Annotated in this window: 15 protein-coding genes; 3 read left to right on the forward strand and 12 right to left on the reverse strand. The window is 64.6% G+C overall.

What is annotated here, in order from left to right; genetic code table 11:
- Positions 1–3: 3 nt before the first annotated feature.
- Together FJ492_RS12740 and FJ492_RS12745 are read left to right on the forward strand one after the other, a co-directional pair.
- Positions 4–2,688: a nitrate reductase gene (locus FJ492_RS12740; protein ID WP_140770126.1), complete on the forward strand. Its 2,685-nt coding sequence runs from the start codon at positions 4–6 to the stop codon at positions 2,686–2,688.
- A 313-nt stretch (positions 2,689–3,001) separates the two neighbouring features.
- Complete coding sequence (locus FJ492_RS12745; protein WP_140770128.1) at positions 3,002–3,916, forward strand: hypothetical protein; 915 nt, start codon at positions 3,002–3,004, stop codon at positions 3,914–3,916.
- Positions 3,917–4,191: 275 nt separating this feature from the next.
- Here FJ492_RS12745 and FJ492_RS12750 read toward each other — a convergent pair whose 3' ends face one another.
- From FJ492_RS12750 to FJ492_RS12785, 8 genes are all read right to left on the reverse strand, one after another.
- Positions 4,192–5,706, reverse strand: a complete 1,515-nt coding sequence (locus FJ492_RS12750; protein ID WP_140770132.1) for an aldehyde dehydrogenase family protein — start codon at positions 5,704–5,706, stop codon at positions 4,192–4,194.
- A 205-nt stretch (positions 5,707–5,911) separates the two neighbouring features.
- Positions 5,912–7,186 (reverse strand): RNA polymerase sigma factor, encoded by a 1,275-nt coding sequence (locus FJ492_RS12755; RefSeq protein ID WP_140770134.1) that lies wholly within the window; start codon positions 7,184–7,186, stop codon positions 5,912–5,914.
- The gene (locus tag FJ492_RS12760) at positions 7,183–7,557 is read right to left on the reverse strand and encodes a YciI family protein (RefSeq protein ID WP_015315946.1); all 375 of its coding nucleotides are present in this window, start codon (positions 7,555–7,557) and stop codon (positions 7,183–7,185) included. The genes FJ492_RS12755 and FJ492_RS12760 overlap by 4 nt, the downstream gene beginning before the upstream one ends.
- Before the next feature lie 84 nt (positions 7,558–7,641).
- Complete coding sequence (locus tag FJ492_RS12765) at positions 7,642–8,757, reverse strand: DNA topoisomerase IB (protein ID WP_140770136.1); 1,116 nt, start codon at positions 8,755–8,757, stop codon at positions 7,642–7,644.
- Between the two features lie 147 nt (positions 8,758–8,904).
- Entirely contained in the window at positions 8,905–9,789 is an 885-nt protein-coding gene (locus FJ492_RS12770) for a transglutaminase family protein (protein ID WP_140770139.1), read from the reverse strand.
- A 12-nt stretch (positions 9,790–9,801) separates the two neighbouring features.
- On the reverse strand, positions 9,802–12,213 hold the full coding sequence (locus FJ492_RS12775; protein WP_140770141.1) for a circularly permuted type 2 ATP-grasp protein: 2,412 nt from the start codon (positions 12,211–12,213) through the stop codon (positions 9,802–9,804).
- A gap of 9 nt (positions 12,214–12,222) precedes the next feature.
- On the reverse strand, positions 12,223–15,582 hold the full coding sequence (locus FJ492_RS12780; protein ID WP_140770143.1) for a transglutaminase family protein: 3,360 nt from the start codon (positions 15,580–15,582) through the stop codon (positions 12,223–12,225).
- 110 nt (positions 15,583–15,692) lie between these two features.
- Positions 15,693–16,889, reverse strand: coding sequence for an acyl-CoA dehydrogenase (locus FJ492_RS12785; protein WP_140770145.1), 1,197 nt, complete (start codon positions 16,887–16,889; stop codon positions 15,693–15,695).
- A 99-nt stretch (positions 16,890–16,988) separates the two neighbouring features.
- Between FJ492_RS12785 and FJ492_RS12790 the strand changes: the two genes are divergently transcribed.
- Positions 16,989–17,900: a LysR family transcriptional regulator gene (locus tag FJ492_RS12790; protein ID WP_140504094.1), complete on the forward strand. Its 912-nt coding sequence runs from the start codon at positions 16,989–16,991 to the stop codon at positions 17,898–17,900.
- Here FJ492_RS12790 and FJ492_RS12795 read toward each other — a convergent pair whose 3' ends face one another.
- The 4 genes from FJ492_RS12795 to FJ492_RS12810 all read right to left on the reverse strand — a co-directional run bounded on the left by FJ492_RS12795 (position 17,901) and on the right by FJ492_RS12810 (position 23,861).
- Complete coding sequence (locus FJ492_RS12795; protein ID WP_140770147.1) at positions 17,901–20,225, reverse strand: Tex family protein; 2,325 nt, start codon at positions 20,223–20,225, stop codon at positions 17,901–17,903.
- A gap of 126 nt (positions 20,226–20,351) precedes the next feature.
- Positions 20,352–21,533, reverse strand: a complete 1,182-nt coding sequence (locus FJ492_RS12800) for a serine hydrolase (RefSeq protein WP_140770151.1) — start codon at positions 21,531–21,533, stop codon at positions 20,352–20,354.
- A 32-nt stretch (positions 21,534–21,565) separates the two neighbouring features.
- Entirely contained in the window at positions 21,566–22,762 is a 1,197-nt protein-coding gene (locus FJ492_RS12805; RefSeq protein ID WP_140770153.1) for a serine hydrolase, read from the reverse strand.
- 64 nt (positions 22,763–22,826) lie between these two features.
- Complete coding sequence (locus tag FJ492_RS12810; RefSeq protein WP_140504100.1) at positions 22,827–23,861, reverse strand: extracellular solute-binding protein; 1,035 nt, start codon at positions 23,859–23,861, stop codon at positions 22,827–22,829.
- Positions 23,862–23,870 lie beyond the last annotated feature (9 nt).

The following is a 23,870-nucleotide window of genomic DNA, read 5'->3' on the forward strand; positions in this document are numbered from 1 at the left end:
ACCATGGAGATTGACGAAGCACGCGAGGTGAGGACCACCTGCCCCTATTGCGGGGTGGGCTGCGGCGTACTGGCAAAGATCGCCACGGACGGGCAGGTGTCCGTCCGTGGCGACCCCGATCATCCGGCGAATTTCGGCCGGCTCTGCTCGAAGGGCTCCGCGCTCGCCGAGACCATCGGCCTCGACGGCCGGCTGCTCCATCCGCAAATCCACGACCACGGCTCGTCTTGGGACGAGGCGCTCGACCTCGTCGCTTCGACCTTCTGCCAAACCATTGCCGAACATGGTCCCGACGCGGTCGCCTTCTACGTCTCCGGCCAGTTGCTGACCGAGGATTACTACCTCGCCAACAAGCTGATGAAGGGTTTTGTCGGCTCGGCCAACATCGACACAAATTCGCGTCTCTGCATGGCGTCCTCGGTCGCCGGGCACCGCCGCGCGTTTGGTTCGGACACCGTGCCGGGAACCTACGAGGATATGGAACTCTCCGATCTCATCGTGCTGGTCGGCTCCAACCTCGCCTGGTGCCATCCGGTGCTTTATCAGCGCATCGCGGCCGCCCGCGAAAAACGGCCCGAGATGAAGGTGGTGCTGGTCGACCCGCGCCGCACCGTGACATCTGACATCGCCGACATGCATCTGGCGATCGCGCCGGATGGCGACGTCGCCCTGTTCACCGGCCTGCTCGCCTGGCTCGGCCAGCACAATGCGCTCGATCGTGCCTATATCACGGCGCATACGTCCGGCTTTGGACAAGCACTGTTCGCCGCCTCGGCGCTCAACCTTGCCGGCGTCGCTGCCGCCACGGGGCTCAGCGAAGACGAACTCGGCCGTTTCTACAGCCTGTTCGCCAGGACGGAAAAGACAGTCACCGTCTACAGCCAGGGCGTCAACCAGTCGTCCCAGGGCACCGACAAGGTCAATGCGATCATTAACTGCCATCTCGCCACTGGCCGTATCGGAAAACCGGGCGCCGGGCCGTTCTCTGTCACTGGCCAGCCCAACGCCATGGGCGGCCGCGAGGTCGGCGGCATGGCCAACATGCTCGCCGCCCATATGGAGATCGAAAACCCCGAGCATCGCGAACGCGTGCAGCGCTTCTGGAATGCGCCGGCGATTGCAGGGAAACCGGGCCTCAAGGCGGTCGATATGTTCAAGGCGGTTGCCGACGGACGCATCAAGGCGCTGTGGATCATGGCCACCAACCCGGTCGATTCGATGCCGGATGCAGGCGCCGTCGAAGCGGCGATCAAGGCCTGTCCCTTCGTCGTAGTGTCGGACGTGCTGGCCGAGACCGACACGGTCCGCCATGCCCATGTCCGGCTGCCGGCGACGGCCTGGGGCGAGAAGGATGGCACCGTCACCAATTCCGAGCGCCGCATCTCGCGCCAGCGCGCGTTCTTGCCGGTCCCCGGCGAGGCGAGGCCCGACTGGTGGATCATTGCCGAGGTGGCGCGGCGCATGGGCTTTGACGGGGCGTTTGCGCATGAGACGCCGGCGGAAATCTTTGCCGAGCACGCCGCGTTGTCGGCATTCGAGAATGACGGCGAGCGCGATTTCGACATTGGCGCTTATGCTGGTGTCGATAGAGAAGACTACGACGCGCTAGCGCCTTTCCAATGGCCAGGGCCGAGCCCAGGCACCCCCCTCACCCCGACCGGGCACCAATCCATCCGCTTCTTCGCCAACGGCAACTTCTACACGCCCGACCGCAAGGCACGCTTCATCGCCATCCGCCCAACCGTCGAAACCCGCATCACCTCCGATTTCCCGCTCATCCTCAACACCGGCCGCATCCGCGACCACTGGCACACTATGACGCGTACGGGCAAAAGCCCGCGCCTGTCCCAGCACATCGCCGAGCCCTTTGTCGAAATCCACCCAGTGGATGCGCACCGCCACGGCATTGGCGATGCCGACATCGCACGCGTCTCGACCCCGCGCGGCGAGGTGCTGGTCCGCGCGCTGGTGACCACGCGCCAGCGCCGGGGCAGCCTGTTCGCGCCGATGCACTGGACGGACCTATTCGCCGCCAGGGCCCGGCTCGACACGCTCACCGCATCGCTTACCGATCCGGTGTCAGGCCAGCCGGCGTTGAAGCATGTCGCGGCCAGCATCGAGAAATTCACCGCCAGGACCTTCGGCTTTGCCGTGACACGCAAAAGACCCACGACGATGGCCGCCGACTACTGGGCGGTAGCCAGATGCCGGGGCGGCTGGCGGGTCGAGCTTGCCTTTGCCAATGACGATGTCGACTGGACGGCCTTCGCCGGTTCGCTCTTCGATACCGCGGATGCCGAAGTTCTCGCCTATCACGACCGCGAGGCCGGCCAACACCGCATCGCCGCCTTCGATGGCGAGCATCTGACGGGTGCCTTGTTCATCGCGCCAGGTCCGGTCGCGGTGTCGCGCGGCTGGGCGGCCGAGCAACTCGGCGAGGTCCACGCCAGCCAGCGTCAGCGCTTCAGGATCGTTGCCGGTCGCGCCGGTGCCGGACGGCCCGATGCCGGCGCGACCGTCTGTTCCTGTTTCAACGTCGGGGTCAACCAGATCACGGCTGCCGCGGCCGCTGGCTGCACCACCGTGGACGCCATCGGCGCCGCGCTGAAGGCAGGCACCAATTGCGGCTCCTGCCGGTCCGAGATTCGCGCGATTATCGCGGCCAACCAGGTTCAGGCCGCCGAGTGAAGGCGACCCGCCAGGCCGGGCTGAGCTCCGGCCGGAAGTTGGGATCGAACCTTTCCAGCAGAAATCGACTTCGCGGATGATGGGGTGAAAGACGCCGCCATGGCCAGCAACCGGCCCCTGCAGGCGACCGTCGCGTGACGCCGCTCGCGTGGCTGGATCCCACCGTTCGGCTGACCATTGTTGGGAGGTGTTTTCCAAGCCATAGCAAGCAGTTGGCGAAATGCGCCATGAAATCGTCGCCGTGGATCTGTGGCTCGACTGGCGCTGTCCTCCGCAATTGGTACGTCTGGACACGCGTGTTGAAGACTGAAAAATGGGGAACGCAACCTCGCCATCCGAGTTGATTCAAAGCATCGGGAGATCAGCGCTGAATCTGGAAGACATAGCCGGCCATCCGGCCTTGCACCGCTACGTTCAGGAACAGTCGCAGTCCCTGATCCGCATCTATGAGGAAAGCCCGCGCCTGGCTTCCATCTTTGCCACACAGCAGCGCTGGCTTTTGGGTCATGTCGGCCTTGCCATGCACTTCAGGCGAGACCCGAATGACCGCCGCAAGGAGCTGACCGTATCGCGTTTCATCGAGGTCGTGCACAAGAACGCGGTGGCCAGCCGCAACACGGCGGACGCCTTCATCAAGGAGATGCTGCACTACAACATCGCCGAGTATGTGGCGGGCGGCGACGGCCGCACGCATCCCCTGCAGCCGACAGCGGCCACCATCGAGCGATTCACCGGCTGGGTAACAGCCCATCTGCGCACGCTCGACCACATCGACGGCGGCGACCGGCTGGCCAGATTCCTGGAGCGGCCCGAGATGCTTGCCACGCTGCAGCCGCTGGTGGCTGACGGCCTGCTTGCGTCCAAGCCGGTGCGCGAACCCAACCAGACCTTCTCCCTGTTCATCTGGCTCAACAATGGCGGCATCGTCATGGACTGGCTGATGTCGGGCATCGACCCCAACCACGCCGGCCTGGAGCGGATTCCGACGGGCGTGGTTTCGATAGGTGACTTCGCCAAATGGCTCAAGCTGTCGCGGACCCATCTCGGCCGCAAACTGCGCACGGCGGAGGAACTCGGCAGCATTGGCTGGCTTGGTCAGCGTGGCCATTCGGTGATGTGGGTGTCGCACGGATTCTACGAGGAATACATGACCGTCCAGGCCGCCAAGCTGGCCGTCGTCGACACCGCCTTCAAGGCCTGTTTTCCGGCATCGCAGGGCGACGGCTGAGCAGCGCCGCGCATGAGAGTCATTCCAGGAAAACTGTGAAGCGTTTTCCGTCCGGAATTGTGCCAGAACAGGTGGATTGACCGGTTCCGCGTTTGCGTGGCTGCGCGACGCCAAGGACCTCGGCAGCGTCGGCTGGCTCGGCCAGCGCCCAGTCACGAAAAGCCGACGCTGGACAGGCGTCAGAGCCTGTCCGGCGTTACTGCCGCGTGTACACCCTCCACCTGTGTCGATTGATGCTCGCCGAGCTTGATCGACACTGATCGCGGGCGGCTTTCTCAATCGATGTCGAACGAGACGCCTTGGGCGAGCGGCAGCGCCTTGGAATAGTTCACCGTGTTGGTGGCGCGGCGCATATAGGCCTTCCATGCATCGGAGCCGCTCTCGCGTCCGCCGCCGGTTTCTTTCTCGCCGCCGAAGGCACCGCCGATTTCGGCGCCTGAGGTGCCGATATTGACATTGGCGATGCCGCAATCCGAACCGTCGACACCGAGAAAGCGCTCGGATTCCTGCAGGTCGCGGGTGAAGATCGACGACGACAAGCCGGCACCGACCGCATTGTGCTCGTCAAGCACAGCGTCGAAATCCGAATACTTCATCACGTAGAGGATCGGCGCGAAGGTTTCTTCCGTTACTGGCGAAACCTGCTTTGGCATTTCGACCAGCGCCGGATGGACATAATAGGCATCCGGATGGCCATTCTCGACCCGTGTCCCGCCGGTCACCTTGCCGCCATGGGCGGTCGCTTCGCTCAGGGCCTTCTGCATGGCATCGAACGCTGCCTTGTCGATCAACGGCCCGACCAGCGACGAGGTCTCCAGCGGATTGCCGACCGAAACGCTCTGATAGGCCTTCTTCAGCCGCGGCACCAAGGCGTCGTAGACGCTGTCATGGACGAACAGGCGGCGCAGCGTCGTGCAGCGCTGGCCAGCCGTGCCCATTGCCCCGAAGGCGATGGCGCGCAGCGCCATGTCGAGATCGGCCGTCGGGCACACGATGCCGGCATTGTTGCCGCCCAGTTCCAGCACCGCTCGTGCAAAACGCTTGGCCAGGCGCGGACCGACATCCCGGCCCATGCGGGTCGAGCCGGTGGCCGAAACCAGCGGCACTTTCGGATGATCGACCAGGATCTCGCCGACGGCACGGTCGCCGATCAGCACCGGCGCCAGGCCTTGCGGTGCGTCCGCGCCGAAGCGCTTGACCGCGCGCTTGAAGATCGCCTCGCAGGCAAGCGCCGTCAGCGGCGTCTTCTCGGAAGGTTTCCATACCACTGCATCGCCGCAGACCAGCGCCAGCGCTGCGTTCCACGACCACACGGCGACCGGGAAGTTGAAAGCCGAGATGACACCAACGACGCCGAGCGGATGCCAGGTTTCCATCATACGGTGGCCGGGACGCTCGGTGGCGATGGTCAGACCGTACAATTGCCGTGAGAGACCGACGGCGAAATCGCAGATGTCGATCATTTCCTGCACTTCACCGAGCCCTTCGGAGGGTATCTTGCCAACCTCGATCGACACCAGCCGGCCCAACTCGGTCTTGTGCGCGCGCAGTTCTTCGCCCAGCAGCCGAACCAGTTCGCCGCGCTTGGGACCCGGCACCAGCCGCCAGGACCGGAATGCCTGGTGGGCGTCATTAATGGTCTTTGCCGCGTCGACTGGCGAGATCGTCTTCAGCGCCGCGATCTGCTCACCCGTCACCGGGCTGCGCACGATCAGGTCGCCGCCGACAAGCGCCTCCTTGGCCACGCCCAATTTCGCCAGAAGCTCGGCCGTTTCCTTCGCTATCGTCATTTTTGTCCCTTTCAGATCCCGCCGCTCGTGTGGCGTGGGTCAACGTCTTGCGCCATGCCTTCCCGCGCCGTTGCGGCTGGAAGGGGCTATCATGGCGTGCCATTACCTGTTTCAGGGGAAAATCGCCACCCCGGCATGGTCCAAGCCCAGGCTGCACGATTGAGCCAGACGACCCTTGGAGCAGAACTGGCAGAGGGCGCTTAGTCTAGTTTGCCTTTTTGGCCGGCGCGCGCACGGCGCCGTCTTTGATCAGACGGTCGATATGCATGCGGATATGGGCTGCTTCCGCCGCCGTGTTGGCGAGCGCAATGGCGCGGTCGAAGGCAATGCGTGCCTCCTCGCCCCGGTCGAGTTGCATCAAGAGCCCCCCCTTGAGGCCGAAGAAATGGAAATAGCCGGATAGTCTCTGCTCGAGCGGCTCGATCATCGCCAGCGCCGCTTCCGGTCCGCGCACCTTGGCCACCGCGACCGCACGGTTGAGCGTGATGACCGGCGACGGCTGCATCTGTTCGAGCAGGCCATAGAGCAGGTCGATCTCCACCCAATCCGTGTCCTCGGCCTTCTCGGCCCGCGCGTGGAGCGCCGCGATCGCCGCCTGCACCTGGTAAGGGCCGGGCTTGCGGTGGCGCAGGGCCTTGTCGACCAGCGCCAGCCCTTCGTCGATCATCTTGCGGCTCCACAGGCTTCGATCCTGGTCCTCGAGCAGCACGATCTCGCCATCATCGTCGAAACGTGCCGGTGCGCGTGCGTGCTGCAGGAGAAGCAGCGCCGTCAGCCCCATGATCTCCGGCTCGGTCTGGAACAATCTGAGCAGCAGCCGTGCCAGCCGGATCGCTTCCTCGCACAGAGGCGCGCGGGCCGGCGCCTCGCCGCTGTTGGTCGAATAGCCCTCGTTGAAGATCAGGTAGACCATGGACGCGACCGCCGCGAGCCGCTCGGAGCGCTCGACCGCGCCTGGCGTCTCGAACGGCACGCCGGCGTCCGCGATGCGCGCCTTGGCGCGGGTGATGCGCTGCTCCATCGCGCTCTCGCCGATCAGGAAGGCGCGCGCGATCTGCTTGACGGTGAGGCCGGAGACGACGCGCAGCGCCACTGCGATCTGCTGTGTTGCGGGCAAATCAGGGTGACAGCAGATGAACAGCAGCCGCAGGATGTCGTCGCGGTAATGCGCGCCGTCCAGCCGCTCCGCGATATCGCTCTCGGCGTCTTCCAGATCGGATATCTGGTCTTCCTCTGGCATCGGCGCTTGCTTGGCGCGCTTGCGCACCGCGTCGATGCCGCTGTTGCGGCCGACGAAGATCAGCCAGGCCGCGGGATCGCGTGGCGGCCCGTTCTGCGGCCAGTTCTTCAGCGCCTTGAGACAAGCATCCTGGAAAGCTTCCTCCGCGGTATCGAGATCGCGGAAATAGCGCAGCAGTGCGCCCATCGCTTGTGGGCGGGCAGCGCTGATCGCGGAGCTTATCCAGGCGAATTCGGTCATGCTGGAACCCTGGTTGGATGGAACACCGATACCGGCCGGATCTCATAGGAACCGCCGCTCGGGTTGACCTCGGAAAGCTCGCGGGCGAATTCGACGGCCTCGTCGAGGTCAGCGCAATCGAGCGTATAGAAGCCGAGGAACTGTTCCTTGGTTTCGGCGAACGGCCCGTCGATGACCAGCGATTCGCCTTTCACTTTCCGCAGCGTCGTTGCCGCAGTTGTCGGCAAAAGCCGCGCCACGGGCCCAAGCCGGCCGGCGTTGGCATACTTCTCCTGGACACCGAGCAGGTCGGCCATGACCTTGTCGTCCTGTTCCTTGCTCCAGGAGCAGACGACATCTTCGGAGGCGTAGCAGAGGATGGCATAGAGCATGGAGGGTCCTTTCTGTAGCAAAGGACGAAACAGTAGGGCCGATCCCGACATGGCGTCGATAAAAAAAATCGAGACGCCGCGGATTCAGCGGCCGCTGATTGCCGCCGATCGACTCTCCTGCGTCTTCAACCATCTCAGCACGAGCGCTTCCTCCTCATCGAGACCGTCTATGGATCGCTTGCGCTTGTTGGCTTCCGCCATTTCGGCAAGCAGCCGTCCTTCGCTCCAGGCCTCGAAGACCTGCGGGTGGATATAGCATTTGCGGCAGACCGCGCGCGTATTGCCCAGCCGTTCGGCCACTTTGTCGATGATGTTGTTCATCGCCCGCTTTCGCTGTGCCTGGCTTTCAGGCAGTTCCGTCTGTGCAAACAGCGACGCGGCATGGATGGTGCCGCCCCATGTGCGGAAATGCTTCGAACTGAACGCGTCGCCGGCGGCGTCCCGGATATAGCGGTTGACGTCGTCGGAGCGGACCGGGCGTCTGTCGTCTCTCTCGTCGAGATACTGGAACAGTTTCTGGCCCGGCAGGTCCTGCGCGCCCCGAACGATCCCGGCGATGCGGCGGTCCACCAGCTTCAATCTCCATTCCTTGCCGGACTTTCCCTTGAAGGCGAAGCGCAGGCTCGATCCCTTGATGTCGACATGCCGATCGCGCAACGTCGTCAGGCCGAAGCTCTTGTTATCGCGTGCATAGGCCGCGTTGCCGACGCGGATCATCGTGTTGTCGAGCAGCCAGACCACCGCTGCGACGACGCGTTCGAGCGGCAGGCCGTGACGGCGCAAGTCGCTGTCGATTCTGCGCCGAAGGTCCGGCAGGCTTTCGGCAAAAGCGACGAGGCTGGAATATTTGACACCGTCGCGCTCCTCGGCCCATTGCGGATGATAGCGATACTGCTTGCGCCCCCGCTGATCCCTCCCGGTCGCCTGGATATGCCCATTCGGATCGGGCGAAATCCAGACATCGGTCCAGGCCGGGGGGATGACGATGGCCGCGATGCGCGCCCTGTCGGCATCGGAGACCGCTCTCCCGTCCGGTCCCTTGTAGGCGAAGCCCTTGCCAGCCTTCAGCCGGCGGATGCCGGGCTCGGCATCGCTGACATAGGTGAGCGCGGTATCCCGGGCGGAAATCTGTGGTCGATTCTTGGGTACGCTATCACCGCCAGCCAATCGGCTACGCGACGATCCGGTTCTCTGCAGCATGACGGCTCCACGCAAAATGTCCGTAGATAAGCTGCGGGCTGACTGCTGGTTCCACACCCCGTCTGGAAAGCAGGATCCGGTGGCGTCGGCGAGGCAATGCGCTGCATCTGTGTCGGCGGAAAGGACAGCCGGCTGCGCGCGCCTTTTTTACGCCTTTTCGAGCACCACCGGGATGACGTCGACAGCCTGTTCTCCGACCTGTCCGCCGGTCGTCTTCAGCACGCCGACGATGGGCGCCACATCCGAATAGTCGCGCCCGTAACCGACGGTGATATGGTCGTTGGACGCCCGCATGCCGTTGGTCGGGTCGAACTCCTGCCAGCCGGCATCACGCCCGCACCAGACCTTGACCCAGGCATGCATGGCATCCGCACCTTCCAGCCGCGGCTTGCCCTTGGGCGGAATGGTGCGCAGGAAGCCGCTGACATAGCCGGCCGGAATGCCGAGTCCGCGCAGCCCGGCGATCATGATGTGCGAAAAATCCTGGCAGACGCCCCGCCTCAGCCGAAAGGCATCACTGGCCAGGGTCCGCACCGTGGTCGCTTCGCCATCATACGTGAAATCATGGTGGATGCGCTGGCAGAGGCTCATAGCCGTGCCGGCGGTCGAGCCACCGATGCTGTCTTGCGCATAGGTGGTGATCGCCGCATCCATGCCGGCGTGGCCGCTTGCCACCAGGAAGTGATGCGGCGACACCGGCGCCAGCGACCGCACGGCCGCCAGCTCCCGCCTCAGTCGGCCGATATCGGGCGACACGTCGAGCCCAGGCTCGGGCCGCGACACCGAAACGCGCGCGCTCATCCTTATGTCGAGCGCTTCATGCGCGTCGCGAAACGCGATCGAGGTAACGTTGTTGCCGAAAAAATCGGTAAAGTCGGATCGTTCATTGGGTGCCGGTTCAAAGGACAGCGAAGCGGCGATGACGCGCTGCACGCCGCCAATGGTCGGCGGCAGCACCCGCATCTGATGCCGGCCGCCGCCGGCAGCGGCGGCGTAGTCGTAATGGAGCAGAAGCCGGATGTCGTACAGCATGGCCATTGCTTTCTAGCCGAAATAGGCTTTGGCGAGGCTGTTGTAGAGGCCGCCGATTTCGCTGGCGAGTTCGTTCAGCGCCTTCGTAGTCATGTCAGCCGGCTCCTTGATGGCGATGGCGGTATTGAGCTGCAGGATCTCCTTGGCCGCCGCCGACATGTGCCCCTCGCCGCCGGTCGCCGGCAGCAACCCTATCTCGGTCTTCAGCCTTTCCAGCTGGAACAGGATGGAGCGTGGATTGAGCGGATCGAGCGCCAGGAGATCGACCACCGTGCGCCGGCCGGCCTGCACCGGATATTGCCGGCGATGGGTCATGACGCTGTCGCCGATCTCCAGCATCATGTCCAGCGCGCCATCCGGCGCCTTGCTGCCGGTCAGTCGGGCCAGCGTGCCGGCGATCTGGATGCCACGTTCCAGCCGCCGGCCGATCTCGAGGAAGCGCCAGCCGGCGAAACGGTACATGTTCTCGTGCAGCAGGCCGGAGAATCCGGCAAGCTTGCGCAGAATGACGGTCATGGCCCGCGTCGCGTCGTCGCCGGGCGCCACGGTGGTGGCGAACCGATGGATCGTCTTCGACAAATCCTTGAGCGCCAGCCAGCCATCCGGCGAGAAACGATCGCGGATCTGGCCGGCGCTGTAGACAGCGCTGTCGAGCATGCCGATCAGCCCTGGCGGGATCGCCGTTTCGACATCGATGCCGAACGGCTCGAGATAGTCCCTGATATCTGCCAGCAGAGGCATGTCGGGATCGGACGTTTCGGCGAGCCGCACATGATAGGCGCGCAGGATGCGCACGGTGTCTTCCGAGCGTTCGATGTAGCGGCCGAGCCAGGTCAGGTTTTCCGCCGCGCGGCTGGGCAGGCTACCCGGCCTGGTGCGGTTGAAGCTGTCGCCCTCCTGCGGCAGCAGCGTCTCGCGCTCGACTGGTCTGTCGCTGACCACCCAGACATCAGCCGCCTGGCCGCCGCGCTGCATGGCGATCGCCGTCGGGTCGAGCGACAGGCCGACGCGGGCGAAACCGCCCGGCATCACCGTCCATCCATCGGGCGTGCGCGCCAGATAGACGCGCAAGCTCGCCGGCCGGGGTTCCAGCCAGCCGCCGACATAGACGGGTGTCGTCGAAAGTGTCACCGCTTCCTGGCCGACGAAGGCCTCGCCGTCGCGTTCGATGCGCGCCACCAGTTCCGCCCGTTCCCCGACCGACAGCGCCGAGCCGAGCTTTGTCTGTCCGTCATCCTCGAAGGCAAGTCTTGTCGACAGCGCCGGGCCGACCACCATGCGGTCGATATTGGCGAGGACATGGGCGCGCTCCGTCCCCTGCCCGCACCACCATGTCGCCACACTGGGCAAAAGCAGCTCCTCGCCCCACAATTCGCGCGCGATCTTGGGCAGGAACGCAAGCAGCGCACGCGTCTCCATCAGGCCCGATCCCAGCGCATTGACGGTGGACACCGTACCTTGCCGGATCGCTTCGACCAGGCCCGGCGTGCCGATCTGCGAATCCGGACGCAGCTCGAGAGGATCGGCGAACGCGGCATCGAGCCGCCGCCACAGCACGCTGATCGGCATCAGGCCCGACACGGTGCGCACCATGAGCCTGCCGCCGGAAACAGTCAGATCCTCGCCTTCGAGCAGCATGATGCCGAGGTAGCGGGCGATATAGGCGTGTTCATAGTAGGTTTCGTTGAGCGGCCCCGGCGTGAGGATGGCGACGCGGCCGTCGCTCTCCTTTGCTATTCCGATCAGTGCATCGCGGAAGCGACGGAAGAAGCCGGCGAGCCGGTGCACATGCATCTCGCCATAGATGTCTGACAGTGCGCGCGTGGTGGCGACCCGGTTCTCCAGCGCGAAGCCGGCGCCCGAAGGCGCCTGGGTGCGGTCGCCAAGCACCCACCAGCGGCCATCGGGCCCGCGGCCGAGCTCGAAGGCGCAGAAGTGCAGGAAATGCCCTCCGGCCGGCCTGGTGCCGACCACGGGCCGCAAATATTCAGGGCTCGCCGCGATCAGCCCTGCCGGCAGGATGCCTTTTTCGACCAGTCGGTTCTGTCCATGGATATCGGCGACAATTTCCTCGAGCAGGTCGGCGCGCTGCACCAGGCCGGCGCTGATCGCCTGCCACTCGCTGTCCTCGATGAGCACGGGAATATGCGCCAGCGGCCATTCGCGCTCGTTGGCGCCCGCCTTGTCATAGACGCGGTAGTAAACGCCCGCATCGCGCAGATACTGGTCGGCGCGGGCGAAGCGCTGGCCGAGCTTTTCGGCCCCGAGTTCGTCCAGCGCTTCGACAAAATCCTTCCAGACCGGGCGGGGATTGCCCGACGCGTCGACCATCTCGTCGACGACGCCGTCAATCGGCTGGTAGTGCTCCAGCAGGCTATGGGCCTGCGGCTTGCCGCGTACCCTTTTGTGATTCCCCTTTGCCATATGGTCAGATCACAGTCTTGGCGGACGCCTGAGGTCAAGGGTCATCGGGAAATCTTCCCCCGGCTGTTCTTCACGCAACACATAGCCGGACGGGGTATGGCCGCGCGGTTCGAAGCGGGCGAGCCGCCGTGCCTCGGCCTCGTTGCCATTGACCGGGAAGGTGTCGTAGTTGCGTCCGCCGGGATGGGCGACATGGTAGACGCAGCCGCCGACCGCCCTGCCCGACCAGCGGTCGTAGATGTCGAACACCAGCGGCGTGTTGACCGGCAGTGCCGGATGCAGGCCCGAAGCCGGCTGCCAGGCCTTGAAGCGCACGCCCGCCACCGCGACCTCGCGGTTGTCGGTAGCCCTCATCGGCACGATGCGGCCGTTGCAGACGATCGCATGGCGCTCCGGATTGAGACCTTCGGTCTTGACCTGCAGCCGTTCGACCGAGGAATCGACGAAACGCACCGTGCCGCCGATCGCGCCCTGCTCGCCCATGACATGCCATGGCTCCAGCGCTTGCCTGAGCTCCAGCTTGATGCCCGCATGCTGGACTTCGCCGCAGAAGGGAAAGCGGAATTCGAGCTGGGCGTCGAACCATTCGGGCCGGAACTCGAAACCATTGAGCTTGAGGTCGTCGAGCACATCGAGAAAGTCCGCCCAGACATAGTGCGGCAGCATGAAGCGGTCATGCAGCGAAGTGCCCCAGCGCACGAAGCGTCCGTCGAGCGGGTTCTTCCAGGCGCGTGCGATGATAGCCCGCACCAGCAATTGCTGCGCCAGAGACATGCGCGCATTGGGTGGCATCTCGAATCCACGGAATTCGACAAGGCCAAGCCGACCGGTCGGTCCATCGGGCGAGAACAGCTTGTCGATGCAGATTTCCGAGCGATGCGTATTGCCGGTGACGTCGCTCAACAGATTGCGGAACAGGCGGTCGACCAGCCATGGCAAGGGTGCGGCCCCCTGGTCGGGATGCGGCACCTGCGCCATGGCGATCTCGAGCTCATAGAGCGAATCGTGCCGCGCCTCATCGAAACGTGGCGCCTGGCTGGTCGGCCCGATGAACAGGCCGGAGAACAGATAGGACAACGAGGGACGCCGTTGCCATTGCAGCACCAGGCTCTTCAGCAGGTCGGGCCGGCGCAGGAACGGACTGTCATTGGGCGTGGCGCCACCGACCACGACATGGTTGCCGCCGCCGGTACCGGTGTGGCGGCCATCGATCATGAACTTGTCGGCGCCAAGCCGCGTCTGCCGCGCCTCGTCATAGATCGCCGTCGTCGTCGCCACGCAATCCTGCCAATTCGAGGCGGGATGGATGTTGACTTCGATGACGCCGGGGTCGGGTGCCACGCGGATGACGTTGAGGCGCGGGTCCTGCGGCGGGCCGTAGCCCTCGATATGCACGGGAAGGCCAATCGCCTTTGCCGCGTTCTCGGCAGCGGCGACGAGTTCGAGATAGTCTTCCAGCGCCTCGACCGGCGGCATGAAAACGCACAGCCTGCCGTCACGCGGTTCGACCGAAAGTGCCGTGCGCACCGCGCCGCCGATCTCGGTGATCTCCTGCTCGACCCGCTCCTGCTGGCCGGTCGCCGCCGTGAACGACACCGCCTGCTGGCGGCGGGCCATTTCGTCGGCACCTTCCAGTTCGGCCGGAGCCGCCGCAGGCAAGATTGCTTCCCGCACGGGCAGCGGGCCACGCGGCAGCGACGGATCGACAGGCACGATGTAGGGGAACTGCGCGGGCGGCACATGAGGAAGCGTTCCCAGCGGCAAGCGGTAGCCGACCGGGGAATCGCCCGGCACCAGGAACAGCCGGCCGCGCCGCGTCGTCCACCTCTCCGAACGCCAGCGCGGATCGGACGCCTGGCTGTTCCAGCGCTGCACTGGCAGCACATAGCCGGACGGCTTGGTCAGCCCGCGCTCGAAGACGCGCGCCATGCGGCTGCGTTCCTCGGGGTTTTCCAGCTTGGAGTTGGACGGGTCGACATTCTCGGGCAGCTTGCCTTCCTTGAGCAGCCATTCGGCCGGATCCTCATAGGCTTCACTGACCATGGACGTGTCGATGCCGAGCTCGCCGGCGATCGCCGTCAGCAGGCTTTCGGCCTGTTTCGGCCCGACATCAGCCGAGCTTTTCTCCGGCGCGATCAGCGACGGATCGCTCCACACCGGCTCGCCGTCGGCGCGCCAAAAGAGTGAGAAGGTCCAGCGCGGCAGGCTTTCACCGGGATACCATTTGCCCTGGCCGTAATGCAGAAAGCCGCCGGGCGCGAAGCGCTCGCGCAGGCGGCGGATCAGCGCGTCGGCCTTTTCACGCTTGCTCGGCCCGACGGCGGCGGTGTTCCACTCGGCGGCCTCGAAATCGTCGATCGACACGAAGGTCGGTTCGCCGCCCATGGTCAGCCGCACATCCCCGGCCGCGAGCGCGGCATCGACCTTGTTGCCGAGCGCGTCGAGCGCTTGCCAGCTTTCATCCGAGAACGGCTTGGTGATGCGCGGATGCTCGGCGATGCGGTCGACCCGCATCTCGAAGCCGAACTCGACATTGGCAAAGCTCGCCATGCCTGAAATGGGTGCCGCATTGCGGAAATGCGGCGTGGCGGCCAGCGGCACATGGCTCTCGCCGGTGAGCAGGCCGGAAGTCGGGTCGAAACCGATCCAGCCGGCACCGGGAAGATAGACCTCGCACCAGGCATGCAGGTCGGTGAAATCGACTGATGTGCCGGCCGGCCCGTCCAGCGCGACCAGGTCGGGCTTGAGCTGGATCAGATAGCCCGAGACGAAGCGCGCGGCGACGCCGAGATTGCGCAGGATCTGCACCAGAAGCCAACTCGAATCCCGGCAGGAGCCCTTGGCCGCCGCCAGCGTTTCCTCCGGTGAGAAGACGCCGGTCTCCATGCGCACGATGTAGGCGATCTCGCGCTGCAGACGCGCATTGAGGTCGACGAGGAAATTGACCGTGTTCGGCGCGCTGCGGTCGACGGTTTCCAGGAAAGCTGAGAGAAGCGGCCCCGCCGGCTCCGGTGCCCGGTAGATGGCCAGATCAGCCCTGATTTCCTCGGGATAATCGAACGGGAACGCCTCCGCCGACGGTTCGACGAAGAAGTCGAACGGATTGTAGACCGTCATGTCGGCGACGAGATCGACCTCGATCTTCAGCTCCGTCACCGGCTCGGGAAAGACAAAACGGGCGAGGAAGTTGCCGTAGGGGTCTTGCTGCAGATTGACGAAGTGGTTCGCCGGCTCGACTTTGAGCGAATGGCTCAACACCTTGGTGCGGGAATGCGGTGCTGGCTGAAGCCTGATCACCTGGGGACCCAGAACCACCGGCCGGTCGTATTTGTAGTGGGTCAGGTGGTAGACGGCTGCCAGAATTGCCATGGGGCCCCGGAATTCAGCGTTTCAGACGATTTCGCTGAACCCTGACACATCCGGCCGCCATTCTCCAAGCGGATGTTGCGGTGCACCTAAATTAAACGGCTATCGAACGGTCAGAAGAACGCCTGTATCCCCGTCTGCGCCCGTCCCAGGATCAGCGCGTGCACGTCATGCGTGCCCTCATAGGTGTTGACGGTCTCCAAATTCTGCGCGTGGCGCATGACGTGGTAGCCGATCTGGATACCGTTGCCGCCATGCATGTCGCGGGCCTGGCGGGCGATGTCGAGCGCCTTGCCGCAATTGTTGCGCTTGACGATCGAGATCATTTCCGGCGCCATTTTGCCTTCATCGAGCAGACGCCCGACGCGCAACGAAGCCTGCAGCCCCAAAGCGATCTCGGTCTGCATATCGGCGAGCTTCTTCTGGTAGAGCTGCGTGCCGGCCAGCGGCTTGCCGAACTGCTTGCGGTCGAGGCCATACTGGCGAGCGCGATGCCAGCAATCTTCCGCCGCGCCCATCGAGCCCCAGGAAATGCCGTAGCGGGCCCGGTTGAGGCAACCGAACGGTCCGCCGAGCCCCTTGGCGTTGGGCAGCAATGCTTCCTCGCCGACCTCGACGCCTTCCATCACCACTTCACCGGTGATCGACGCCCGCAGCGACAGCTTGCCCCCAATCTTCGGCGCCGACAGCCCCTTCATGCCTTTTTCCAGCACGAAACCGCGGATCTCGTCCTCGCCGTTCTCGCCCTTCAACTTCGCCCAGACGACGAACACGTCGGCGACCGGCGCATTGGAAATCCACATCTTGGAGCCGGTCAGCTTATAGCCGCTGGCGGTCTTTTCCGCGCGCGTCTTCATGCCGCCGGGGTCGGAGCCGGCATCCGGCTCGGTCAGGCCGAAGCAGCCAATCCATTCGCCGCTGGCGAGCTTCGGCAGGTACTTCTTGCGTTGTTCATCCGAGCCATAGGCGTAGATTGGATACATCACCAGCGATGATTGCACCGACATCATCGAGCGATAGCCGGAATCGACGCGTTCGACTTCCCGCGCCACCAGCCCGTAGGTCACATAGTTGGCGCCGAGGCCACCGAACTCCTCCGGGATGTTGATGCCGAGCAGGCCAGCCTCGCCCATCTCGCGGAAGATCGCCGTGTCGAAAGTCTCGTTGAGATACGCCTCCTCGATGCGCGGCGCGAGCTTGTCGGCGGCAAAGGCCGCCGCGCCGTCGCGCACCATGCGTTCGTCTTCCGAGAGCTGGCCCTCGATCAGGAACGGGTCTTCCCAGACGAATGCATTCTTGTCGGCGGCCATGGCTTGATCCTCAGAAGGGTGAAGCCCGGCTTATCGGCCCGTGGCCTGAAAAAATCAAACGAAATTGCTTCACCGATCAATGAGCGTTAGGAATGGATCATGAGTGTCCAGCGTCGCCTTTTACCCAACATCAGCGCCCTTGCCGCCTTCGAGGCGGTGGCCCGGCTTGGCAGTTTCACCGCTGCCGCCCAGGAACTGGATCTAACCCAGGGCGCCGTCAGCCGGCAGATCAGCTTGCTGGAAGATCAGTTCGGCCGCCGATTGTTCGAGCGCGACAGCCGCAACGTCCGCCTGTCGACGGCAGGCGAAATCTACGCCGAGGCGGTACGTTCGGCGCTTGGCCAATTGCGCGACGCAGCGCTTGGATTGATGAGCAATCGGCATAGCGGCATCCTGAACCTGGCCATATTGCCGACCTTCGGCACGCGCTGGCTGATGCCGATGATCCCCAATTTCGTCGAAAGCAATCCCGACATCACCATCAACTTCGTCACGCGCGTCGGCCGGTTCGACTTCGCCAGGGAGAGGTTGGATGCAGCCATCCACTACGGCCTGCCGGACTGGCCGGACGCCGACTCGACACTGCTGGTGCGTGAGACGGTGGCACCGGTGGTGTCGCCCGAGTTCCTCGCCGGCCGCGCCATCGCCACGCCGGCCGACATCGGTCGTTTGCCGCTGCTGCATATGACGACGCGCCCCGGCGCCTGGACGGAATGGTTCGAGCATCAGGGACTGAGCGCGCCGACCGGGCCGGGCATGCAGTTCGAGCAGTTCGGCACCGCCGCCCAGGCTTGCATGGCGGGGCTCGGCGTGGCGCTGTTGCCGCTGCTCCTCATCGCTGGCGAATTACAGCGCGGCCAGCTTGTGCCAGCACCCGGCCAGCCGATGCAAAGCCGCAGCGCCTATTACCTCGTCATTCCCCACGACAAGCGCGGCTATCCACCGGTTGCCAGCTTTCGAGATTGGCTGCTAGGCCAGCTCGAGAAGGAGCCGGCTGTTCTGGCGTGGTAGCTATTTCCGCTTCAGTGCGTCCGCCAGCGCAGCGCCGAACGCACCTTGCTGTGCCGGCCGCTCGGGCTGGCGCTGCGGCGCCGGCGAGCGTGGCGCCGGCCTGCCGCCGCCATTGTCGCGCGGCCCGCTCCTCGGCGCGCCGCCCTCACCGGCATCCCTACGCATAGAGAGCGCGATGCGCTTGCGCTTGATGTCGACATCGACGACGCGCACCTTCACCACGTCGCCGGCCTTGACCACCTCATGCGCGTCCTTGATAAAACGGTCGGCCAGTTGCGAGACATGCACCAGCCCGTCCTGGTGGACGCCAATATCGACGAAGGCGCCAAACGCCGCCACGTTGGTAACGGTGCCTTCCAGCAGCATGCCGGGCTTCAAATCCTTGATGTCGTCGATGCCATCGGCGAAGGTCGCGGTCTTGAAGCCGGGGCGCGGGTCGCGGCCGGGCTTTTCCAGCTCGGCAAGAATATCGCGCACCGTCGGCAGGCCGAACCGCTCGTCGACGAAGACGCGCGGGTCGAGCGCCTTCAGCGCGGCGCTGTCGCCCATCAGCGAACGCACATCGCGGCCGCAGGCGGCGACGATCTTCTTAGCCACCCCATAGGCTTCCGGATGCACCGACGAGGCATCGAGCGGCTCACTGCCATTGGCAATGCGCAGGAAGCCGGCGGACTGTTCGAACGCGCGCGGCCCAAGCCGCGCCACCTTCAGCAGGTCCTTGCGGCTGGCGAACGGGCCGGTCGCATCGCGATGCGCGACGATCGCCTCGGCAAGCGACGCCCCGAGGCCCGAAACGCGCGCCAGCAAGGGCGCCGAGGCGGTATTGAGGTCGACACCGACCGCGTTGACGGCGTCCTCGACGACAGCCTCCAGCGAACGGCCGAGCCGGTATTGGTCGACATCGTGCTGATACTGACCGACACCGATGGATTTCGGCTCGATCTTGACCAATTCGGCTAGCGGATCCTGCAGGCGCCGCGCAATCGACACCGCGCCGCGCAGCGACACGTCGAGGCCGGGAAATTCCGCCGCCGCCGTCGCCGAGGCCGAATAGACCGAGGCACCCGCCTCGCTGACGATAACCTTGAGCGGCTTCGGGCCTGAACCCGCTGGCATGTCCGACAGCATGTCCGCCACCAGCTTCTCCGTTTCGCGGCTACCGGTGCCGTTGCCGATCGAGATCAGCTCGACCTTGTGCTGGCGGATCAGCGCGGCAAGCTCGGCCTGCGTGCCGCGCACATCGTTCCGCGGCGGGAACGGATAGACCGTCGTCGTCGCCAGCAGCTTGCCGGTGCCGTCGACCACCGCAACCTTCACGCCGGTGCGGATGCCGGGATCGAGCCCCATCGTCGGCCGCGAGCCGGCGGGAGCCGCCAGCAGCAAATCCTTCAGGTTTCGGGCAAAGACATGGATCGCCTCTTCCTCGGCCCGCTCGCGCAGGTCGCGCATCAGATCGAGCGTGAGGTGCAACGACAGTTTTATCCGCCAGGTCCAGCCGGCGACCTCCATCAGCCAGCGGTCGCCCGGCAGGCTGGCGCCGATGGCGTAGGCATTGGCGATCATCCGCTCGACCGGCTTCACCGGTGAGGCATCGTCGGCGTCGACCTCGATATCGAGCGACAGCACCTCTTCATTGCGGCCGCGCAGCATGGCCAGCGCGCGGTGACTTGGCGCCGTGGACCAACGCTCGACATGGTCGAAATAGTCCGAGAATTTCGCGCCGGCCTCCTGCTTGCCGTCGACCACCCTGGCGCGCAGGAAGGCGCGCTCCTTCATGTAGCCACGCAGCTTGCCCACCAGATCGGCATTTTCCGCGAACTGCTCCGACAGGATGTCGCGCGCGCCATCGAGCGCCGCCTTGGTGTCGGCCACCTCTTCGGTGACATAGGCGAGCGCGACTTCCGCGGGCACCAACGAGCGGTCGTTGAGAATGGCTTCGGCGAGCGGCCCCAGCCCGCGCTCCCTGGCAATCTCGGCCTTGGTGCGGCGCTTCGGCTTGTAGGGTAGGTAGATGTCTTCGAGTTCCGCCTTGGTAGCCACCGCCCCGATCTTCGCTTCGAGGTCTGGCGTAAGCTTGCCCTGCTCGCGGATCGAACCCAGGATGGTGTCGCGGCGGGCGTCGAGTTCGCGCAGATAGACGAGACGCTCGGCAAGGTCGCGCAGCTGCGTGTCGTCCAGCCCGCCGGTCACCTCCTTGCGGTAGCGTGCCACGAATGGCACCGTCGCCCCCTCATCGAGCAGTCCGATCGCCGCGGCCGCCTGTTCGGGCCGCGCCTTGATTTCGGCTGCGATGATGGCTGCGATGCGCTTGATGTCGGATGCCATGTCGTTCCCACTCTCGTCGAAAAGAGCGGCGACCATAGGCGCAGAGATCAGGTCCGCCAACCACCGCGTTTTCAACGGCAGCGGAGGTCCACAGGAAAGCGCGGAAGATTGGATTGTCCGGGCTGGTCAGGCCATGCGGCTCAGCACTTCGAAAAAGGCAACGATTTCGAGGTCCAGTGCATCGTCGACCGGCTCCGGCTGCGACGACATCTTGGCGATGACCACTTCGGTCCCGGGATCGACATAAAGCCATTGCCCATGAATTCCGATGCCGCAATAGGCGCCATTTTCGAAACCGGTCTGATACCATTTATTGCGGTAACGGCCTTTCGGGAACAGCGGCAGCATGGCACCGCGCTGCCAGGCTTCCGAGCTGCCGCCGGTGCTGGTGGTGTCGCGCACCCAGGCCTCGGGCACGATGCGGCGGCCATTGGCCTTGCCGCCTTGCCGCATCATCTCGCCGATGCGCGCCAGGTCACGCGGCGTCACCGAAATGCCGCCTGCGGTGCGTGCCGTGCCTTCCATGTCGACACCGACGGAGGCCTCACTGACGGCGCCAAGCGGCAGCCACAGTTTTTCGCGCATCAGGTCGCAGAAGCGCTGCCCTGAAGCGCGTTCCAGGAGAAGGCCGAGCAGGTCGGAATTGGGCGAACGGTAGCGGAAGGTCTGGCCATGCGGCTCGGCAAGCCGCTGCAGGGTCAGGATGAATTCGCGCAGGCTTTCGGTGCCGCCGCCGGGGTTCCACAGCGTCGCGCGGCGATAGCGGGCGAAGGCGCTTTCCGGATCGAGATAGGCCTCCTCGAAATCGAGGCTGACGCTCATGTCGAGCACATTACGCACGCTTGCATCGCCATAGGCCGAGCCGGCGGCTTCGGGGATGTAGCGCGTCACCGGCGCTTCAGGGTCGAACACCCCCTCGCCTTCCAGTATGCCGGCGACGATCGCCGTCACCGACTTGCTGATCGAGAAGATGATGTGACGCGCGCCGAACTCCATATGCGGCGCGAACCAGTCGCCAATGATCTTGCCGCCTTTCATCACCGTCAATGCGTCGGTGCTGGAGCGGACGAGAAACTCGGCCACCGTCTCCGGCGCGCTCGCGACCGTGACCTTTTCCCCGAGCAAGCCGCCCAAGTCCCGCACAGGAGCCTCGATGACGCCCGGCGCCGCTGCCACGCGTGCCGTCGGCACCAGTTCGCCGAGGTTCTGGAATGACCACCGGTTGAACGGGGCCACGCGCCAGTTGGCGAGCAGCACCTCGTTACGGCCGAATCCGTACCGTGTCTCGAACGCGGTCTTGCCGGCCATCGCGTTTCCTACCAGTCCATTGTTCTTGAAGCTCAGCTAAGCGCCGCTGCGATGGCGTGCACGGCCTTCAGCGTTGCCACGGAATAGGCCATGTTGCTGAAATCCGGGTAGGTCGACAGCTTCACCACCACCATTCCTGTGTTCCAGTCGATATGAATCAACTGTCCAAACACGCCCCGGCACATCAGGGCGCGCGAGCTGGGATCCTCGATCCAGAACTGGTTGCGGTAGCTGCCCTCGGGCAGGCTGGCGGAGAAATCCGGACCATGCTTGCCAGTGCGCGTCGCCTCGATCCAGTCGGCCGGCACGATGCCGCCGCCATTGTCGAGGATCAGCTGGCCGAAGCGGGCGTAGTCGCGCAGCGTCGCGTTGAAGCCGCCATCGGCGAGCGCATAGCCGGCGCTGTCGACGGTGAAGCAGGCGCTTTCGTCGGCACCGAGCTTTTGCCAGAGTTCCTCGGAAACCAGCTGCGCCAGCCGCTTGCCCGTCACCCGTTCCATGATGAAGGCGAGCACGTCCGTCTCGATCGAGCGATATTCGAACGCAGCCCCATGCGGGCGCACCGTCTCTTTCAAGCCCAGGATCAGCTCGAACATGTGCGAGGGCCAGCGAAAATCCGGATTGCTGCCCGGCGGCACCGGCTTCCAGCCGGTGGCGACATCGACCTGGCCGATGTCGGAATAGCGGTCGGTGTATTCCTCTGAGAACCGCACGCCGGTGGTCATGTCGAGCACATGCTGGACGCTGGCGCCGGCCCAGCCGGTCGCGCTCAGTTCCGGCAGGTAGTCCGTCACTAGCTTCGCCGGATCGATCAGGCCGCGCCCCGCCAATATGCCGAACACCGAGCCGGTGACAGACTTCGCCATCGACTGCGACAGATGCAGCGTGCGCTCGTCCATGCCGTTGAAATAGCGCTCATAGGCTATCCTGCCGTCCTTGAGCACCAGGAGGCCGTCCGTATAGGTCTCGTCGAGCAGACCGGCGAGCGTCGAAGGCCTGCCCCCGCTGTCCTCGACCGCCAACCCGTCGAGATCGACCTCGGCGCGTTCGAGACGGTGGCGATGGCCAGCGCCGCGCCAGACTTCGACGGTCGGCAGAATTTCCCTGATGTGCTGGAAAGCCCAGCGGTTCCAGGGCGCCCTGTCCCAGTCGAGCTTGGGGGGCACCATGGCGGGCGGCGAACCCTGCATGATCGGCGGCCGCGGATCGCTGTTGCGGTAGGATGTCATGAAGGGCCATTCCCGGAAAAGAAAAGACCCGGCGGCATGTGCCGCCGGGCCCTTGTGTCTGTGACTATTTCTGCAGTTCGGTCCAGATCTTGGTGTAAATGTCCTGGATTTCCGGAGCGCACATCTTCTGCAGTTCGCCAAGCGGCTTGGCGTCCGCCGGAATGACGACTTCCGGCGCGTCCTTCATGTCGGCCGGCATGTACTTGTCCGAACCGGCGATGGCATTGGCGTAGCGGTGGAAGGCCGAGAGACCCGCCGCATTTTCCGGATCCATGATGAAGTTCTGGAACAGCTTGGCGTTCTCGACGTTCTTGGCCTCCTTGAGAACGACGACGTTGTCGCTCCACAGGCCATAGCCTTCCTTCGGATAGTTGAAGTGGATGGCAGGGTTGGCCAGCCGCTGGCGCAGGGCCGAACCGTTCCAGTCGCTGGTTGCCTTGAAGTCGCCGGCGCCCATCTTCTCGATGGTGTTGTATTCCATCGAGATCCAATTCGGCTTGGCCGCGACAAGCGTATCGCGCACCTTCTTCAGAACCGCCTTGTCGTCGGTGCATTGCTGGCCACCGAGATACTTGATCGCCGCGAAGATGACGTCATTCATCTCGGGAACGACGTTGACCTTGCCCTTCAACTCGTCAGGCGTATTGAAGATGATGCCCCAGCTATTGGTCGGGCCCTTGTAGGCGTCGGTGTTGACGACGACGCCGATCGTGCCCCAAGCCCACGGAACAGTGTATTTGCGGCCTGGATCGAAGTCAGGATTGGCCCATTCGGGCGCAATGTTCTTGGCGTTCTCCATCTGGCCCGGGTCGGTCTCCTGGACGAGGCCTTCCTTGATCCAGATCGGCACGTAGGTCTGCGAAGGCACCGCGATGTCGAAGCCGGTGCCACCCTGGCGAACCTTGGCCAGCGCGGTGTCGTTGGAATCGTAATCGGTGATGGTCACCTTGATGTTGTATTTGGCCTCGAACTTCTTGATCACGTCGGGGCTGGTATAGTTGCCCCAATTGTAGATGTTCAGTTCGCCATCGGCGCGGGCAATGCCCGTCGAAGCGAGCAGCGCCAACCCTATGGCGCTCGCTGTTGTCTTCCAGTTCATGGTTTTAAC

The sequence above is a fragment of the Mesorhizobium sp. B2-5-4 genome (assembly GCF_006441095.1).
Lineage (GTDB): Bacteria > Pseudomonadota > Alphaproteobacteria > Rhizobiales > Rhizobiaceae > Mesorhizobium > Mesorhizobium salmacidum.

What these genes read in the sequence shown, in the direction of transcription:
- FJ492_RS12810 (WP_140504100.1), bottom strand. Translation starts at nt 23,861, where the DNA reads ATGAACTGGAAGACAACAGCGAGCGCCATAGGGTTGGCGCTGCTCGCT.
- FJ492_RS12770 (WP_140770139.1), bottom strand. Translation starts at nt 9,789, where the DNA reads ATGCTGTACGACATCCGGCTTCTGCTCCATTACGACTACGCCGCCGCT.
- FJ492_RS12780 (WP_140770143.1), bottom strand. Translation starts at nt 15,582, where the DNA reads ATGGCAATTCTGGCAGCCGTCTACCACCTGACCCACTACAAATACGAC.
- FJ492_RS12750 (WP_140770132.1), bottom strand. Translation starts at nt 5,706, where the DNA reads ATGACGATAGCGAAGGAAACGGCCGAGCTTCTGGCGAAATTGGGCGTG.
- FJ492_RS12785 (WP_140770145.1), bottom strand. Translation starts at nt 16,889, where the DNA reads ATGGCCGCCGACAAGAATGCATTCGTCTGGGAAGACCCGTTCCTGATC.
- FJ492_RS12765 (WP_140770136.1), bottom strand. Translation starts at nt 8,757, where the DNA reads ATGCTGCAGAGAACCGGATCGTCGCGTAGCCGATTGGCTGGCGGTGAT.
- FJ492_RS12805 (WP_140770153.1), bottom strand. Translation starts at nt 22,762, where the DNA reads ATGACATCCTACCGCAACAGCGATCCGCGGCCGCCGATCATGCAGGGT.
- FJ492_RS12755 (WP_140770134.1), bottom strand. Translation starts at nt 7,186, where the DNA reads ATGACCGAATTCGCCTGGATAAGCTCCGCGATCAGCGCTGCCCGCCCA.
- FJ492_RS12745 (WP_140770128.1), top strand. Translation starts at nt 3,002, where the DNA reads ATGGGGAACGCAACCTCGCCATCCGAGTTGATTCAAAGCATCGGGAGA.
- FJ492_RS12800 (WP_140770151.1), bottom strand. Translation starts at nt 21,533, where the DNA reads ATGGCCGGCAAGACCGCGTTCGAGACACGGTACGGATTCGGCCGTAAC.
- FJ492_RS12775 (WP_140770141.1), bottom strand. Translation starts at nt 12,213, where the DNA reads ATGGCAAAGGGGAATCACAAAAGGGTACGCGGCAAGCCGCAGGCCCAT.
- FJ492_RS12760 (WP_015315946.1), bottom strand. Translation starts at nt 7,557, where the DNA reads ATGCTCTATGCCATCCTCTGCTACGCCTCCGAAGATGTCGTCTGCTCC.
- FJ492_RS12740 (WP_140770126.1), top strand. Translation starts at nt 4, where the DNA reads ATGGAGATTGACGAAGCACGCGAGGTGAGGACCACCTGCCCCTATTGC.
- FJ492_RS12790 (WP_140504094.1), top strand. Translation starts at nt 16,989, where the DNA reads ATGAGTGTCCAGCGTCGCCTTTTACCCAACATCAGCGCCCTTGCCGCC.
- FJ492_RS12795 (WP_140770147.1), bottom strand. Translation starts at nt 20,225, where the DNA reads ATGGCATCCGACATCAAGCGCATCGCAGCCATCATCGCAGCCGAAATC.